Below are 16967 nucleotides of genomic sequence, written 5' to 3'. Positions count from 1 at the left end.
GCGATGAAACCTAAAAAGTAAAAAATATTGTATGGTTCTTTGAATTCTGAATCTGACATGACTTTGCTCTTGGGTATAGTTGTAATAAAAAGGGAGGCAATCGCCTCCCAATGCTGTAACATTTTCACTATATACCAATTACATTTCGTCAAAAACGGATGAAAAGTAGGGTTATTCTCAATCGCAATTTGATTTAACCAAACTAAACCAAACGAATATCCCAGCTGAAGCTGCTCGTGCCAACCTGACTCAATGTCAGCTTGCCTGCGTCGTTAAGCGCCAAATCTTTGGTCATAAAATTACCCAAGCAGTTTTCGCCTAACTTTTTACCTCCAGCCACGTTGAAATGAGCCTGCCCGTTCTCCCATCGACAGTTCAAGCCTGCAGGGAGAATAGATAAAGATCCATCATTAAGGTCGATACTGCCAAACAGCGCATTCACAGGCCCGGTTCCATTTGCACAGGTCATCCCTTTCTCGATATCACGAGCCAACCCTTTCAGATCAACGCTATTGTGTTGAAGTCGACGGACGTAATCATCAAACAAGGTTCTGACTAGCAAGGTACTCGCCACACCGCCATCTTCGGCAGAATCGGCGTCGACTAGATAAAACGCCAGTTGACCACTCATTAACCACGTGTAGTCGAATACCAAGGGTAAACTGTTCGCGGACTGAAGTAGCCGGTAACTGCTACGCCAAGCTCCGAGCGCAGAATCTTTCTCTGGCAGCAAGGCGGTTAACAACTCTCTCGCCGCGTTGGGGTTCTGTTGAAGATACTCCAAATGCCAGTGAAGCTCCTTTTCCTCGTCTGTGCCGCCTGGTTCACCATCTTCAAGATGGAACCATCGACTAACAAAGTCAGATTGCTCACCCACGCTAGAATTCTCTTCGATCACTACATCGATAGCCTCGGCCAGATAACGGTAGTCGCTAAGCGGCTTGGTGAGGAAGTCTTTTACGCCCATCCTCAGTGCTTTCGCAACATCCCCCATGTCACCAGTCGCCGAAATGACGATGACTGGCAAAGATGGATATTCCACCCTTACCTCTTCGGTAAACTCCATACCAGTAAGCAGTGGCATGGCTAAATCACAGAGGACCAAATCAGGCTGAACCTCTCCTAACATCTTTAGTGCTTCTAGACCATCGCCCGCTTCGACGACCTGATGACCAATTGCTTCTAAGAACTTTCTGGTCACACTTCGGAAGATGGGGTCATCGTCGACGACCATAACCCTAGCACTATGCTGTTGCTGTATAGCAACGGCGACTTGACTGTCGGTTTTAGACATAAAAATACGCCTCACAAAAATCTATTGAGCGTTTAATTGTTATTATTTTTGGTTTACATCAAACGTCGTATCGTAAGGAAACGCTACAATGATGCAATTAATTGACTATTGAACTCAGCATACAATCCTCTCCTGAGTACTTTAACTGTAGGCAGAAATCCACTTTTATACAAATGCCCCCATTTGTGGCATTATCTTGTGTTCTAGGTTTTGTTATAAAGGCGCTCAAATCGCTGATTTCCCCGTACTTTAAAAACAAAAACGCGATTTGTCTTGTGAAGGTAAGTCTTGGATAAAGGGTTACTTTTTCAGGATTTGGGCTATATTAAAAACCAATAATTACAAATAGTTGAATATATGAAACTCGATGACTTAAATCTGTTCCGGCTTGTTGTAGAAAATGGGAGTTATACGGCAACTTCTCGTAAAACCATGATCCCTGTTGCAACAATTACTCGACGCATTCAAGCTCTTGAAGATTCACTGAACCTTCGTTTGCTGAACCGTCACGCGCGAAAGCTATCGCTCACCGAAGCAGGCGAACGTTTTTATAATGAATGCTCTCCCCTTCTTCAACGTCTAACATCGACAACAGAAGAAATCACGGACGAGTGTAAAGGCGCATCGGGTAAACTGAAGATTTCCTCTCCTTCAAATCTCACAAAGCGCATGATGATGCCAATGTTCAATGACTTTATGAGTCAATATCCTGACATCAGCCTCGATCTCACTATGAGTAATCACGCCGATCAGCTTGATCCAACAGAGTGGGATGTGATCTTCCGTGTTGGCCCTCAGCGCGACTCGAGCCTCATCGCTCGTAAACTCAGCACAGTGAAAGACATCTTGGTCGCACACCCAGACTATCTCGCTAAACATGGCGAGCCTAAACATGCGGAAGAGCTTTCTTCACATAGGCTCTTAAAAGGCGCGCCACTTATCAAATGGCAGCTAAAAAATGTCAGCGGTGAGTCGATCATTGAAAACTCTAAAGGGCGCTTCGAAGCAAATAGCTTGAACGTGGTGCGTCGCGCTTGTTCTGCAGGCCTAGGCATTACATTAATGCCTGACGTCATGCTGCAAGAACACATCGACAATGGCGATTTGGTACGCGTACTCCCTGAGTGGAGCGCAAACCCACGTGACATCTATATGCTGTATAACCATAAAGACCACCTACCTGAAAAAGTGCGCCTATTTATCGATTTCGTTATCGATTACTCATTGCATTGATCGTTTGGTAGAACACCCCGCCTCGACTTGACGAGCATAAAAAAACCAGAACGTTCGTTCTGGTTTTTTCGTTAAACTCTATCCGAGCCGATTAGATACCTTCGTTGTGAAGCTCTAAGTTCGCCAGATCTTGTTGGATATCACGCTGCACTTTCGCATCGTCATTACGCAGAGAATCTAGATAGTCTAAGTACGACTGGTCGATATCACCTGTTACGTATTCACCGTTGAATACCGATGCTTCAAACAGCTTAACATCTGGGTTACCCAAGCCAACTGCTTCGATAAGGTCAGGGATAGTCTGGTAAATCAGTGCATCTGCGCCAATTTGCTTACAGATAGCATCGTTATCGCGACCGTGGGCGATAAGCTCGTTCGCACTTGGCATATCAATACCATAAACGTTCGGGAAGCGAACTTCTGGCGCAGCTGACACCATGTACACTTTGTTTGCACCAGAGTCACGAGCCATCTCGATGATCTGTTCTGATGTTGTACCACGAACGATAGAGTCATCAACAAGCAGTACATTCTTGCCTTTGAACTCTGAACGAATCGCGTTTAGCTTGCGACGTACAGATTTCTTACGTTGCTGCTGACCTGGCATGATAAAGGTACGGCCCACATAACGGTTTTTCACAAAACCTTGGCGGTATGGCTTATCAATAGCTTGTGCAATTTGCAGTGCAATGTCACAAGAAGTCTCAGGGATCGGAATAACGACATCGATATCAAGGTCTGCGAACTCATCTTTGATGCGTTCACCAAGCTTTTTACCCATCTCAACGCGTGCGCTGTATACCGAGATCTTATCAATAAATGAATCTGGACGAGCAAAATAAACGAACTCGAAGATACATGGGTTCAATGTAGGGTTGTCAGCACATTGACGAGTGAATAGCTCACCATCAAATGTTGCGTAAATCGCTTCACCTGGCGCAACATCGCGTACAAAGTCAAAGCCCACTGCATCAAGTGCAACCGACTCAGACGCTACCATGTACTCCGTTTTGCCTTCGACTTCACGCTTACCAAGGCAAAGAGGACGGATACCGTTTGGATCGCGAAACGCAATCATACCATGACCGATGATCATCGCAGCGACCGCATAAGCACCTTTGATAGCGCGATGCACATTCGTTACGGCACGGAACACATCGTCAGAGGTCACATTGCCTTTAACAGTATCAATTTCGTGTGCAAGTACGTTAAGAAGAACCTCAGAGTCAGAGGTAGTGTTAACGTGACGACGATCTTTCTCAAACAGCTTTTCACGAACTTCGTGAGCATTTGTTAGGTTACCGTTGTGTGCCAGGGTAATACCAAACGGAGAGTTTACGTAGAACGGCTGAGCTTCAGAGGCGCTAGAACTGCCTGCTGTCGGGTAACGAACATGTCCAATACCTACGTTACCTTGGAGGCGCTGCATATGCTTCGCTTCAAAAACGTCTTTTACTAGACCATTCGCCTTACGCAGACGAAAACGATTGCTTTCTATGGTAACAATACCAGCGGCATCTTGGCCACGATGCTGTAAAACGGTCAAAGCGTCATAGATAGACTGATTCACAGGCGTAGAGCCAACGATTCCAACAATACCACACATGTCCTAATCCTCGATTTGCGACATTAGCTGACGCCATTAGGCGCCAGACAGGAAACTAGAAGTTGCTTCGATATGTTCAAAAAACGGTTCGATGATTAACTTAAAGTGCGGAATCAATTGAGATGAATCCCACCACTCACTGTTATTCAGCGTGGTAAACGTGTCGACAAAGAAGAGCACTGCCGAAACAATCAGCACACCTCGAAGAGCACCGAACACGATTCCCAGTACCCTATCGGTACCAGAGAGTCCCGTTTTTTGTACTAACTGCCCCAACACATAATTAATAAGCGCTCCAACAATTAGAGTCGCAACAAACAGGGCAGCGATTGCGGCGCCATTTCGAAACATGTCATCTTCGATATTGGTAAAGTACACCGCTAGTTTAGCGTAGTACTGGCTAGCGATAAAAAACGCGCCGAACCATATCACCAACGACATTGCCTCTTTGGCAAATCCGCGAACTAAACTGATTAAAGCTGAAAGCCCAATCACACCCAAAATGACAAAATCTAACCAATTCATGAATTCTTCATCTCAAGTTGGCGCGCATTTTAACAGAAAAACGCGCGACGCAAACGTTTTCTTATGGATTTAGTGGTTTAAATTTGAGCAATTGACCTCGAGAACCGGTAATTTCCTCCAATTCAATCAATTGCTTCTCCAATTTACTTTTTGAAACATCTGGACCGATAATGACGCGAGTAAATGTCGCTTCTTGTTTCACATGAGCTTGATAGCCACGCTTTTGCAGATCCTCTACTAATGCACGTGCATTATCGGCATTTTTTAGCGCCATCAGTTGAATGATCCAAGCACTGTCTGCGTAATCGTTGCGCTCTGGAACCTCTTGTACCGCAACGTCGACGATATCAGCTGGCGGACTTTGCTCCTCTACCACTTCTTCACCAACAGTCGCTTGTACTGGCGATTCCGGAAGGACAGAGATGTCCTCTTCTGGCTCCAGAACTTCAAAGCTCTCTACATCCGCATTGATCTCTGGCTTAAGAGGAATGCTGGCAAACTCTTCTTTGTAATGCAGTTTCTTACCATCAAGTAAGTCAGGCAGAATGATCACCCCTACAGCGACCAATACTATGGTCCCAACTAAACGGCTTTGGAATTTACTCGCCATCGTTTCTCCTAGATTAGTCTTCGTCCTGGCTACTCGTACCGCCGCAATGCGCGAGAACCTCACCAACGGTATGGAACGACCCTACGACCAGAATCAAATCCTCTGGCTGCGCATCCGCTTTGGCTGCATCAAAGGCCGTAACTGGTGAATCGTATCGAGTTAGTGTCTCATTGGACTCTAGATGTGAGCACAACTCATCCGCAGAGGCGGCGCGAGGCCCACTTAAAGAAGCAGGATACCAGTGCTCTGTCAGAGGATTCAAAACTCGAATGGTCTCCTCGATATCTTTGTCGTGAAGCATACCAATAACCACTTTGAATCGAGTCTCAGGATAGAGTCGACCTAATTGTGCTACTAAATACTCTGCTGAATGCGGGTTGTGTGCAACGTCAAGAATTGTCGTCGGTGAGCCCGCTAACACCTGCATGCGACCCGCTAAGCGTGCTTGCTTTAACCCATTAACAATATTGATATCCGTGATATCAAGGTTAGCAGCACCGAGCGCCATCAGCGCCGTATTGGCATTCATTAATGGCAAAACAGGGATTGGAAGGTCTTCTAGCGTGAACGTGCCATGATGCCATGTCCATGTCGAATCCGAGGTCTGAGCATAATCGAACTGAATACCCGTTTGGTAGAACTCCGCGCTTATATCGTCAGCATGAGCGGGAACCGTTGCAGGTGGCTTAGGTTGTCCGCAAATCGCAGGCTTGCCAGAGCGGAAAATACCCGCCTTTTCAAAACCGATGACATTGATATCATCACCCAACCAATCTACGTGGTCCACGGCCAGACTGGTAATTACTGACACATCATGATCAACCACGTTGGTCGCATCAAGTCGGCCACCTAGTCCAACTTCGAGCAGAACCACATCAACGTTCTGCTCTTGAAACTGCTTCAGCGCGGCAAGTGTCGCATACTCAAAGAAGCTTAAACTCACATCACCACGAAGCTGTTCAATATAGGCGAATGCCTTGGTATGAAATTCGTCGGGAAGTTCGCTGCCATTGATACGAACGCGTTCGTTGTAGCGAATTAAGTGTGGTGAGCTGTAAACACCAACCGAATAACCTGCATCGAGCAAGATGGCTTCCATCAAAGCACACGTTGATCCCTTGCCATTGGTGCCGGCAACGGTAATAACTTTAGGAGCAGGTTTGGTGAGTTGACCTTTTTGCGCCACGACTGACACACGGTCTAGGCCAAGATCTATGGCACTGGTATGAATACTGGTTAAGTAATCAAGCCACATCTGTAGTGAAGATGTGGCTTGAGGAATGGATTGTGAACTCATTTAGCCGTCAATATCTTAACGTTTGATAACTTAGTGAGTACTTTACCCTTTTTCGTCCGCTTCTGGTACTTCATATGATGGTTCTTCTGGAGAATCTTCTACAGAGACCACAAGAGGAGACGCTTGATTTGTCATTTTCGCTAGCAAGCTGCCCACACGCTGACGCATTTCACGACGATCAACAATCATGTCGATCGCACCATGCTCTAGCAGGAACTCACTGCGTTGGAAGCCTTCTGGCAGGTCTTCACGTACCGTCTGCTCGATAACACGACGACCCGCAAAGCCGATAAGCGCTTTAGGCTCACCAATGTTGATATCACCTAACATCGCCAAACTTGCTGATACACCACCCATTGTTGGGTCAGTCATGACAGAAACGAATGGCAGACCTTTTTGAGATAGACGCTCAAGTGCAGCGCTGGTTTTCGCCATCTGCATCAGAGACATCAATGCCTCTTGCATACGTGCGCCGCCACTTGCAGAGAAACAGACCAGACCACAGTTGTTTTCCATAGCCGCTTCTACTGCACGTACAAAACGAGCACCCACAACAGAGCCCATAGAACCACCCATGAACGAGAATTCAAAGGCACAAGCGACCACTGGTTGACCTAGCAACTCACCTTGCATAACAACAAGTGCATCTTTCTCACCACTGTTTTTCTGAGCAGCAGAAATACGCTCTTTGTAGCGCTTAGAGTCTTTGAACTTAAGTTTGTCTTGAGGCTCAAGTTCAGCAGCAAGTTCAACACGGTTACCTTCATCTAGGAAAGTCTCTAGACGACGGCGCGCTTTCATGCGCATGTGATGATTACATTTAGGGCAAACTTCTAGGTTACGCTCTAGTTCAGCGTGATATAGAACTTGCTCGCACGACGTACACTTAGTCCAGATACCTTCTGGGATTGACGCTTTGCGCGAGCTAACAATGTTATTACTTTTTTCTAAAATCTTTTCAAGCCAACTCATGGAAGACCTTATCTCTTGTTACCCCCGCCAAAATGGCGAAAGTGTTAAATTCTAATTAATGCCGTTGGATTAAACCATATTACAGACAAACTGTAGATAAAAAACTGGTTGTACCTATCCTTGTGACCAAGCCGTAACTCTTTATTAATGCAACTATTCACTCATCAATATGAGCGAAATTACCAGCCAGAGTTCAAATCATTTGGCAAAAATAGTGGACCAATTGGCATTTCTGGGAGCTGGTACTCATCAGGATAATCAACGTCAACCAAGTACAAGCCCTCCGCTTTAGCGGTCGCTCCTGCCAGTTTGCGATCTTTCTGCGCCAGCAGCCATTCAAACCACTCTGGTGGCTGCTCGCCTTTACCAACGACAATCAAGCTGCCAGTGATGTTGCGAACCATATGATGTACGAAGGCATTGGCTTTAATGTCGATCACAACATACGGGCCATGACGAGACACATTTAAATGCATGATATTACGCCACGGACTGCGAGACTGACACTGTACCGCTCTAAACGAAGTAAAGTCATTTTCACCTAGCAAGTACTGACCAGCTTGATGCATTTTTTCAACATCAAGCTCTCCATGATAATGGCTGATACCAGAAGATAAAATGCCAGGACGCAAATCATGATTGAAGATCACATAACGGTAACGTCGTGCTGTCGCGGAGAAACGCGCGTGGAAGGCTTCTGGCACTTCTTTAGCCCAACGTACGGCGATATCTTTGGGAAGGTTTGCATTGACGCCCATCGTCCATGCTACGGGCTTACGGATTGCAGAAGTTTCAAAGTGCACCACTTGCCCTGTACCGTGGACACCAGCGTCAGTTCGCCCAGCACACTGTACTTCGATAGGTTCATTGGCGACAACGGAGAGTGCTTTCTCTAGCTCTTCTTGAACGCTATTAACTTCACGCTGTCTCTGCCAGCCGAAGTATTTTGCACCGTTATACTCAATACCTAATGCTACTTTCATCGTTAACTCTGCATCTGTGAATTTTCAAAGGGGGCAAAGTATATACGCAAGTGTCGTTTGTATAAAGTCACAGCCTGTGAATGCAAGGTCATTTATCTGTTTGGATGTGGTCATTCGCTACTTTTGCTAATAAGCAAAAAAGGAAAAACGGTGGTCAGCCACCGTTTTTCCTTTACTTAGAGTTGGGTTATCAAAGGTTATTGATACTCAGATAACTTACTCAGCAGCCGTTTGGCTTCGTCTTCAATCTGCCCTGCCCCCTCAAGCAACACTTTTTCGAGTAGCTTAATCGCCCCCTCATAATCGTTCATCTCAATATAGATTTTCGCCATATCAAGATTACCCGCTGCTTCGGAGTCGCTATCGACATCGACATCGGATATTTGACCGATAACATCAGGGAACTCATCTAAGCCCACATCAAGCTTTAGCTCTTCTTCATCTTTGTCGGACTCTTCACCATCTTGCACCTGAGCCATAAGCTCATCAATGGTCATGAACTGACTATCTGTAGCATCAAAGTCGGAGTCAGGGTCTTGAGAAGACCAGTCTTCATCCGCTGCTTTCGCTAACGAGCCAGCATCATTGTCATTCCAAATCGCTTGTTCTTCTGCAGGAATATCACTGTTGATCGCCGCACGTTGATCGTCGGTCAGCGTAAAGCCGTTCCAGTCTTCCCCCGCATCCGATGTTGGTGCATCTTGCAGCATCGCTTCAATGTCCAAACCGGCACTATCCGCTGTCGTTTGATCGACGGGAGAAATATTTGAGAAGGCTGCATTATCACCATCTTTTAGTAGCTCATTTAAGTTGCCTTCTTGCTCAATAGCTGACATGTCAACCATATTAAAGGCATCAGCAAGCGCGTCGATTTCGGAGTGATCTAAGGTTTCCCCAACCATCTCCTGAGGCGCGAAAGACGGCTCTGAAATGTCTGAGCCTTCTGTTGAATTAACGGCCTCGGTATCATTCCCAGCAAAATCCATCGCAGCTTGCTGCTCGTCATACTCAGGAATCGACTCTAAGCTTATCTCTTCTAGCTCACGACTGTCTTCGCCTACTGTTAGCGGTTCGACATCTTCCGATGGCTCATGAGCAACCTCTGACAGCGCGTCTTCCTCGGTGAACTCAGGGAACTCAAAATCTTCGTCGACAAGCTCGTTATCAGGCTCTGGCAAGTCGTTCTGTATAGGCGTCGGCTCTTGTTCTAATGCTGGCACTTCATCTTCAGAGAGTGTCTCAGCGACAGGTGCCTGCTCTTGTGCACTTTGCACAGAATCAGCAATCGCATCTTCCTCGCTGTACTCTGGAAGCTCGTCATCAGCAAAAGCAAACTCACCGTCAGCAGAGTCCTCTGACATCGGTAAGTCTTCACCCACACCTTCAGCATCTGCAAAGGCTTGCTCTTCACCGTATTCACTCTGTAGAGCGTTCGCTAAAAAATCCGCATCATCAAGCTCTGTTTCGGTTGATGCCGTAGCACTTTCAACAGGCTCAGTCTCTTGAGATTCAAACGAATCTGACTCAGCTGCGACTGACTTAGCATCAGATGACGCACTCTCTACGTCGTCTACAAGCCAATCATCGTCCGAAGGTATACCAAACTCATTAGCGACCAGAGCATCCAACTCTTTTCGTGCCTGCTCGGAATTATCTTCCTCATGAGTTAGGTTACTTGCACCTTCAATCTCTGGTGCAAACTCAAAGTCCGCAGACGAGTCCGAAGTCGGCTCTGACAGCGCTTGCGGCGCAACACTATCCTGTTCCGCATCAAGCTCTAGAGAAGGTTCTTCCAGAGACTGATGAGCGTCGAGAGCCTCTTCATCGACAGTTTCAACCTCAGGGTCAGCCTCAGCAGCAGTTAGGCCTACATCCACCGGCTCTGGCACGGCCTTCTCTTCCGACTGCTGGGCACTGACTTCATTTAGCAACGCGTCAATGTCGTCTTCGGAGACCGCCGTATCCTCTAGATCAACTTCGAGCTCATGATGCTCTTCGTTTGACTGTTGCTGCGGCGCGTCAAACGCTTCAACTTCGCTTACCGTTTCACTGGCTGCTTGAGACAATTCTTCAACCGCTGAGCTCTCGTCAGCAGCAATATCGTCGGATGCTTCGAGTTCAGAAGCATCTTGGGATGAACTATCCAGAGAATTCTCGGCCAATAAAGCATCGATGTCGTCTAAATCCAGTTCATCTTCTTGTTGGTCCAAAACCGTTTCAACAGATGAAACTGTATTGTCTTCATCAGCAATGTCAGATCCTAACAAGCTATCAGAAGAGAAAGGATCTAGGTCGAAGTCATCATCTAACTCATCTTGAGTAGAGCTAGAAAGATGACTTTCAAACAAGACTTCATCTAGCAGGTCAGTACTGCTTTCGTCTAGATTGTCATCTTCGTCCGCTAATAAGTGAACGTCGTCATCATCGGATTGGCTTTGCGCATCTTCAGCAGACAAGACCTCATCAAGCATCAAATCTGAATCATCAAGATCGGATAGCTCAAAGTCGTCCTCGAGCATCTCATCAAGTAAATCAACGTCGGTTTCGTTCGCTACTTGTGCATCGGTATCCGTCGTTGACTCCGGTGTTGCATCTATTTGAGAGAACTGGGCAAACAGGTCATCAATATCGTCATTACCGACGCTTTCAGAGGCTTCATTTGGCGAATCTAAATCGAAGCTTTCGTCAATGTCGTGGGTATTTAGATCTGGTGTATTGCTGTCTTCAGCGACGCTGTCTGTCGAGTTGCTATCCACAGCAATCAGTTTGTCGAGTGAGGCCAGCGGTGAGTCTGCGGATAGATCATCAAGATCGATGTCACCTTCATCGAGGTCAAAATCGTCTCCTGCAAGTAACTCATCCATCTGGGCCTGGTCGAGCGAAGAATTGTCTTCATCGTCAATCGGCGCTTTATCGGATTCTGTATCACTGTCTAGGCTGAAATTAGCGAACAGGCTATCTAGATCGTCTTGAGAGACCACTTCATCACTATCGTCTTCATCTGACAGATCTAAATCGAGGTCATCAACGTCATCACCCGGCACGGCGACATCATTAAGCGCTCGTTCCATCTCTTCAAGACCCAGTGCTTTTTCGCCATTCTTAACACTGATACCGTTGTTGCTAGCATCAAGATCGACCACGCCGATATCCAGCTCACCATCATCATCAATGCTGGCAAATGGGTCGTCGTCGTCATCTAGATTGAAATCGAAGTCACTTTCATCAAGGTCCGCGAACACATCAGGCTCAGCATCTTCCTTAGGCTCTTCGTCAGTAGTGTCCTCTTCTTCAAGACCCGCTAATAGATCATCTGAGAATAGGTCTTCCTCTTCATCAGCTGCGACCGCTCCTGCGGCGAGCGCTGCACCGCCTATCGCAGCAGCTCCTGCGGCCTCAGGACTATTACTTGATGCTATCTGATTATCTTCTACCGCTTTCGAAACCGCAGGCTCATTGCTGCGCTTGCGTGAGCGCATGATCATCATCACCAGTAAACCAACTAAAAGAGCAGGAATACTCGCCAGCAATGCCACGAACCAAGGTTTGGCTAACCAAACGTCAAGTTGGCTAGGTGCCAAGCGAGCAAGCTCAGCTTGCTTGCGCTTCTCTTCGCTAAGCTGACGCTCAACTTCACTGCGAATGCGCTCTTCGTTATCCACTTCCGTCTTTAGGACTTCGACCTCATTCTGTACTTCTGACAGCATGAGTCTTAGCTGATGGTTACGCTCTTCCAGAGAAAGCAATTCGCTTTCAGAGCGACTTAGCTCTTCTCTAAGTGCTTGCGTCGCATCTGGCTCAGCTTTCGTTGTACCCGAAGCTGAAGACTTAGGCACAGACGGTTTGGTCTCCGCCACTTCTGGCGTTGGAGTCGCTTTAACTATCGGCTGCGCGGGTACTGGTGGTTTATCTGCAACCTTTGTCGGCTCTGCGACCGAAGGCTCTGTAACCAACGGTTCTACAACTGACGAACTCGGCGTTACAGCACGTTCTGGTCTAGGAGCTGGTGCAGGAGCTACGCTCTGGTTGAGCTTACTTTGGTGTGCAGAAAGCACAGCGAGCGCTTCTTGTAGGTCAACGCGATTGATTAACTCATTAGACGGGATTCGTAACTCGCTGCCGGGGGTAAGCTGATGAATATTATTCTGCTCAAACTGCCCTGGGTTTAGCTCGTAAAACGCATAGATGGTTTGTTGAACACTCGCATTTGCTGGCTTAAATCGACTTGCGATTGACCATAGGGTTTCGTTTGGTCCCGTTGGTCCATAATAACGCGCAGGCGAGTCAGAATCTGACGCGACGGCTTGGCGTACCGGTTGTGAATATTGCGGAGCCGAGATGACTTCGCCGTTAGGACCGGTTAATCGAATAGTGTCAGCGCTGATTGAAAAAGGTGTTGTCGCTCCTGCTAGTGCTAACGTCACTAGCAAGGGCTTTAAAAAATGATGCATGGAAGGCTCAGCTATCTGCAATAAATAAAACAATTCTTATCTCGGTACTATATCGGATAATCACTCCAAAACTATAGTTCAGCCTTGAAAAAACATGATTCAAGCATGATATTGGTACCATTTTTACATTGCTTAACAGCACAAAGGCCCCTAAAACGGAGCCTTTGATTAAAAAGTGACAAGAGAGCGCTAAAACCCTCACTCACGCAATTGGTGTGCGATGTTATCGCAGCTCAGAAGCAACGACTTAGAAGCCACTGCCTAGAGATCACTACCTAGAAGCCACTACCTAGAAATAATCGCGAATCAACACTTCCGCAATTTGTACCGCGTTGGTTGCAGCACCTTTGCGTACGTTGTCCGCAACAACCCACAAGTTAACGCCGCTATGATGGCTAATATCGTTACGAATACGACCGACCATCACGTGATCTTTACCGCCCGCGTCACGAACTTGCGTTGGCATATCTTCGCCGTGGAACACTTCGATACCTTCAGCTTGCTCAAGCAATTGAACCACCTCTTCTGCAGAGATAGGTGCGCGAGTCTCTAGGTGAACCGCTTCCGCATGACCGTAGAATACCGGTACGCGAACACACGTTGGGTTGACCATAATGCTTGGGTCATTGAAGATTTTTTGGGTCTCCCAAACCATCTTCATCTCTTCTTTGGTGTAGCCGTTATCCATAAACTGATCAATTTGTGGGATGCAGTTAAATGCGATTTGCTGACCAAACGCTTTTGGCTCAACTGGCTTGCCGTTTAGCAGCATTGCCGTTTGGCCTGCTAGTTCATCGATACCACTCTTACCTGCACCGGACACCGACTGATACGTTGTCACGTTAATGCGTTCAATACCTACAGCATCATGAATTGGCTTCAGTGCCACCAGCATTTGGATCGTCGAGCAGTTTGGATTAGCAATAATATTGCGGTTTCTAAACTCTGCGATTGCCTCTGGGTTAACCTCAGGAACAACTAGCGGCACATCGTAGTCGTAACGGAAGTTTGAGGAGTTGTCGATCACAACGACGCCTTCATCGGCCGCAATCGGAGCCCATTTTGCCGACTGTTCACCACCTGCAGAGAAGAGTGCGATATGGACTTGTGACCAATCGAAGTTCTCTACGTTCTCAACTTTCACTGTTTTTCCGTTGATACGATATGTTTTACCTTCGCTGCGCTCACTCGCTAGCAGGAAGACATCACCCATCGGAAACTCACGTTCTTGCAGCACCTCGACCATAGTTTCACCTACAGCACCTGTTGCTCCAAATACAGCGATATTAAATTGTTGGCTCATTTAGTTACCTCGATTTGAAATCCTAGTTCTGCTAACGGCGCGAGATTACATGTCTCATCACCCTTAACAAGGACAGCGCCGTATTCGCGTCTATCCCAATAAAACTTGCGCATTTTGTCAAAGCCATTTTCGTTGTGGATTTCACGACGGAAAATGGCGTCGTCCTTGCGTACATCATAGATGATCTGCGTCATACTGTGCAGTGCTGCTTCATCCCAAGCACGATCAAGCGTCAATTCAGGAATTGGCGCAACGGGTAAAAGTGCATCAGGGTTTGCACGTTCAGACAACCCAAGAAACTCACAATAGCTGTTGAAGATCATGGTGGTGCCACGAGCTTTACCTTCAAGACCATAACCGGCGATGTGAGGGGTCGCGAACGTTAACAGAGGTAATAGATCAAAATCAACTACTGGCTCAAACTCGAACACATCTAATACAGCGGTAAAGCCATCATTCTGAAGTAGTCGCTGCTTTAATGCCTCGTTATCAACAACAGGGCCACGTGCAGCATTGATCAAGATCTGGTTGCTTCGAAACTTAGCAAGGCGCGCCTGATTGATTAAGTGATGTGTTGGGTAATCACCGTCGCGAGTAATAGGGGTATGCATAGTGACTACATCAGACTGCTCAAGCAGAGTGTCTAGCTCGGTGAAGGTTCTCTCATCACCTTCATTTTGTTTGATCGGGTCACTAAGCAATACGTTAATGCCGATACCTTGTAGACACTTTTGTAGATAGCTACCCACCTGGCCACAGCCAATGATGCCAACGGTCTTGTCAAAGATAGAAAAACCTTGTTGCTGGGCGATCACCATCAAGCTACTGATGACATACTCAGCAACACCGACCTTGTTACAACCCGGCGCTGCAGTAAAGAAGATGCCGCGCTGCTTTAACAAAGCTTGATCAACATGGTCCATTCCTGCCGTTGCCGTTCCAACAAACTTAAGCTTGTTCGCCTTTTCCAATAGCGCTTCGTTAACCTTAGTGATTGAGCGAATCATCAATGCATCGACATCAACGAGATCGTCCGCCGTTAATTCACGGCCAGGTTTTGCGATGACTTCACCTAGCTGACTAAACAGTTCGACAGCATAAGGCATTGCCTCATCAACAATAATCTTCATGGGAGTATCCAAAGGGGTTGTCCTTACAATAGGCTGAATTGTGCAAGATATATCAGCAGGTGTCGAGTGAACGATACACAAAGCGAGTCTGACTGGAGTGTTAGAAAGAAAAATGCCCAGCCATAAGGCTGGGCAAGATCCAGAACAAAAGGATTCTAACCCGCTCTCCAGGGGCTAAAACTTGCGTCTGCGACCAGTTTTCACTGATCAGCTCTGGAAATCATTGAAACTGATTATCCAGGATTAACCTTGATATTTTTTCAGTACTAGCGTTGCGTTAGTGCCGCCAAAGCCAAAGCTGTTTGACATTACCGTGTTAAGCTCTTGCTCACGCGTTTCTGTGACAATGTCTAGACCTTGAGCTGCTTCATCTAGCTCATCAACGTTGATGCTTGGCGCGATGAAGCCGTGGTGTAGCATTAGCGTTGAGTAAATCGCTTCGTGCACACCTGCTGCACCTAGGGCGTGACCTGTCATCGCTTTAGTTGCAGAGATTGCTGGACTATTGCCACCAAACACTTCTTGGATAGCGCCAAGTTCTTTCACGTCACCTACAGGTGTTGATGTACCGTGCGTGTTCACGTAATCAATCACTTCAACGTCTTGCATCGCCATTTTCATACAACGCACAGCGCCTTCACCAGATGGTGCTACCATGTCGTAGCCATCAGACGTTGCACCGTAACCTACGACTTCACCGTAGATCTTTGCGCCACGAGCGAGTGCGTGTTCGAGTTCTTCAACGACAACCATACCGCCGCCACCAGAGATAACGAAACCGTCACGGTTAGCATCGTAAGTACGAGACGCTTTTTCTGGCGTTTCGTTGTACTTAGTTGATAGCGCACCCATCGCATCAAACATCATAGTTTGAGACCAATCTAGCTCTTCGCCGCCACCAGCAAAAACGATATCTTGTTTACCAAGCTGGATAAGCTCCATTGCGTGACCGATACAGTGAGCAGAAGTTGCACATGCAGAGCTCATTGTGTAGTTCACACCACGGATTTTAAACGGTGTCGCAAGACATGCTGACACAGTAGAAGACATAGTACGAGGTACCATGTAAGGGCCAACACGTTTCACACCTTTAGCGCGAAGCGTATCAACAGCAACTGTTTGGTTAAGTGCAGATGCACCACCTGAACCCGCAACAATACCCGTGCGGTCATTTGAAACTTGGTCTTCTGTCAAACCCGCGTCTTCGATCGCTTGCTCCATTGAAAGATAAGCGTACGCTGCTGCGTCGCCCATGAAGCGCATTTTCTTACGGTCGATATGCTCAGCTGGGTTGATTTTCAGATCACCCCAAACCTGAGAACGAAGGCCCATCTCTTTGAATTGCTCAGAGGCGTTAATACCAGAACGGCCTGCTTTAAGAGACGCTAAAACTTCTTCCACGTTGTTACCGATGCTCGAAACAATACCCATACCGGTAATTACGACTCGTTTCATGTGACATTCCTATAAATTCAAAAACGGCTAAATGATAACGAAGATACAGGATAAAAGTGGTCAGCTTTCCCATAAATTCGTACAATTCGCATCAATAAATGCTATCGA

Annotated in this window: 12 protein-coding genes; 1 reads left to right on the top strand and 11 read right to left on the bottom strand. The window is 46.9% G+C overall.

Translation table 11 applies throughout. The annotated features are described in order from the left end of the window. Positions 1 to 202 precede the first annotated feature (202 nt). Entirely contained in the window at positions 203 to 1294 is a 1092-nt protein-coding gene (locus tag J4N45_RS05490; protein WP_252013992.1) for a response regulator, read from the bottom strand. Positions 1295 to 1651: 357 nt separating this feature from the next. Here J4N45_RS05490 and J4N45_RS05485 point away from each other — a divergent pair, with 357 nt between their 5' ends. Then, positions 1652 to 2527: a LysR family transcriptional regulator gene (locus tag J4N45_RS05485; RefSeq protein WP_234494129.1), complete on the top strand. Its 876-nt coding sequence runs from the start codon at positions 1652 to 1654 to the stop codon at positions 2525 to 2527. Between the two features lie 91 nt (positions 2528 to 2618). Here the strand turns inward: J4N45_RS05485 and purF are convergent, their stop codons facing one another. The 10 genes from purF to fabB form a co-directional block, all read right to left on the bottom strand. Then, positions 2619 to 4133, bottom strand: coding sequence for an amidophosphoribosyltransferase (purF, locus tag J4N45_RS05480; RefSeq protein WP_252013991.1), 1515 nt, complete (start codon positions 4131 to 4133; stop codon positions 2619 to 2621). 36 nt (positions 4134 to 4169) lie between these two features. Beyond that, the gene (locus tag J4N45_RS05475; protein WP_128648195.1) at positions 4170 to 4658 is read right to left on the bottom strand and encodes a CvpA family protein; all 489 of its coding nucleotides are present in this window, start codon (positions 4656 to 4658) and stop codon (positions 4170 to 4172) included. A gap of 61 nt (positions 4659 to 4719) precedes the next feature. After that, positions 4720 to 5268, bottom strand: a complete 549-nt coding sequence (locus J4N45_RS05470) for an SPOR domain-containing protein (protein WP_234494131.1) — start codon at positions 5266 to 5268, stop codon at positions 4720 to 4722. A gap of 13 nt (positions 5269 to 5281) precedes the next feature. Next, complete coding sequence (gene folC / locus J4N45_RS05465) at positions 5282 to 6565, bottom strand: bifunctional tetrahydrofolate synthase/dihydrofolate synthase (RefSeq protein ID WP_252013990.1); 1284 nt, start codon at positions 6563 to 6565, stop codon at positions 5282 to 5284. A gap of 42 nt (positions 6566 to 6607) precedes the next feature. Continuing rightward, positions 6608 to 7537 carry an acetyl-CoA carboxylase, carboxyltransferase subunit beta gene (gene accD / locus J4N45_RS05460; RefSeq protein WP_042474304.1) on the bottom strand — a complete coding sequence of 310 codons (930 nt, stop codon included), beginning with the start codon at positions 7535 to 7537 and terminating at the stop codon, positions 6608 to 6610. Between the two features lie 179 nt (positions 7538 to 7716). Further along, positions 7717 to 8520: a tRNA pseudouridine(38-40) synthase TruA gene (truA, locus tag J4N45_RS05455; protein WP_234494133.1), complete on the bottom strand. Its 804-nt coding sequence runs from the start codon at positions 8518 to 8520 to the stop codon at positions 7717 to 7719. A gap of 197 nt (positions 8521 to 8717) precedes the next feature. Continuing rightward, the gene (locus J4N45_RS05450) at positions 8718 to 12971 is read right to left on the bottom strand and encodes a FimV/HubP family polar landmark protein (protein ID WP_252013988.1); all 4254 of its coding nucleotides are present in this window, start codon (positions 12969 to 12971) and stop codon (positions 8718 to 8720) included. Between the two features lie 289 nt (positions 12972 to 13260). Beyond that, positions 13261 to 14274: an aspartate-semialdehyde dehydrogenase gene (locus tag J4N45_RS05445; RefSeq protein ID WP_252013987.1), complete on the bottom strand. Its 1014-nt coding sequence runs from the start codon at positions 14272 to 14274 to the stop codon at positions 13261 to 13263. Next, entirely contained in the window at positions 14271 to 15404 is a 1134-nt protein-coding gene (locus J4N45_RS05440) for a 4-phosphoerythronate dehydrogenase (RefSeq protein WP_252013985.1), read from the bottom strand. Before J4N45_RS05440 ends, J4N45_RS05445 begins: the two co-directional genes overlap by 4 nt. Before the next feature lie 243 nt (positions 15405 to 15647). After that, complete coding sequence (gene fabB, locus J4N45_RS05435) at positions 15648 to 16859, bottom strand: beta-ketoacyl-ACP synthase I (protein WP_042474295.1); 1212 nt, start codon at positions 16857 to 16859, stop codon at positions 15648 to 15650. Between the last annotated feature and the right edge of the window lie 108 nt (positions 16860 to 16967).

Source organism: Vibrio sp. SCSIO 43140 (assembly GCF_023716585.1).
In the GTDB taxonomy this organism is placed as follows: domain Bacteria; phylum Pseudomonadota; class Gammaproteobacteria; order Enterobacterales; family Vibrionaceae; genus Vibrio; species Vibrio maritimus_B.
This window is presented reverse-complemented; position numbering and strand designations above follow the sequence as displayed.

Bases quoted from the DNA above. Each gene is read 5' to 3' on its own strand.
- accD (WP_042474304.1), bottom strand. From the start codon at position 7,537: ATGAGTTGGCTTGAAAAGATTTTAGAAAAAAGTAATAACATTGTTAGC.
- J4N45_RS05450 (WP_252013988.1), bottom strand. From the start codon at position 12,971: ATGCATCATTTTTTAAAGCCCTTGCTAGTGACGTTAGCACTAGCAGGA.
- purF (WP_252013991.1), bottom strand. From the start codon at position 4,133: ATGTGTGGTATTGTTGGAATCGTTGGCTCTACGCCTGTGAATCAGTCT.
- J4N45_RS05475 (WP_128648195.1), bottom strand. From the start codon at position 4,658: ATGAATTGGTTAGATTTTGTCATTTTGGGTGTGATTGGGCTTTCAGCT.
- truA (WP_234494133.1), bottom strand. From the start codon at position 8,520: ATGAAAGTAGCATTAGGTATTGAGTATAACGGTGCAAAATACTTCGGC.
- folC (WP_252013990.1), bottom strand. From the start codon at position 6,565: ATGAGTTCACAATCCATTCCTCAAGCCACATCTTCACTACAGATGTGG.
- J4N45_RS05470 (WP_234494131.1), bottom strand. From the start codon at position 5,268: ATGGCGAGTAAATTCCAAAGCCGTTTAGTTGGGACCATAGTATTGGTC.
- fabB (WP_042474295.1), bottom strand. From the start codon at position 16,859: ATGAAACGAGTCGTAATTACCGGTATGGGTATTGTTTCGAGCATCGGT.
- J4N45_RS05445 (WP_252013987.1), bottom strand. From the start codon at position 14,274: ATGAGCCAACAATTTAATATCGCTGTATTTGGAGCAACAGGTGCTGTA.
- J4N45_RS05440 (WP_252013985.1), bottom strand. From the start codon at position 15,404: ATGAAGATTATTGTTGATGAGGCAATGCCTTATGCTGTCGAACTGTTT.
- J4N45_RS05485 (WP_234494129.1), top strand. From the start codon at position 1,652: ATGAAACTCGATGACTTAAATCTGTTCCGGCTTGTTGTAGAAAATGGG.
- J4N45_RS05490 (WP_252013992.1), bottom strand. From the start codon at position 1,294: ATGTCTAAAACCGACAGTCAAGTCGCCGTTGCTATACAGCAACAGCAT.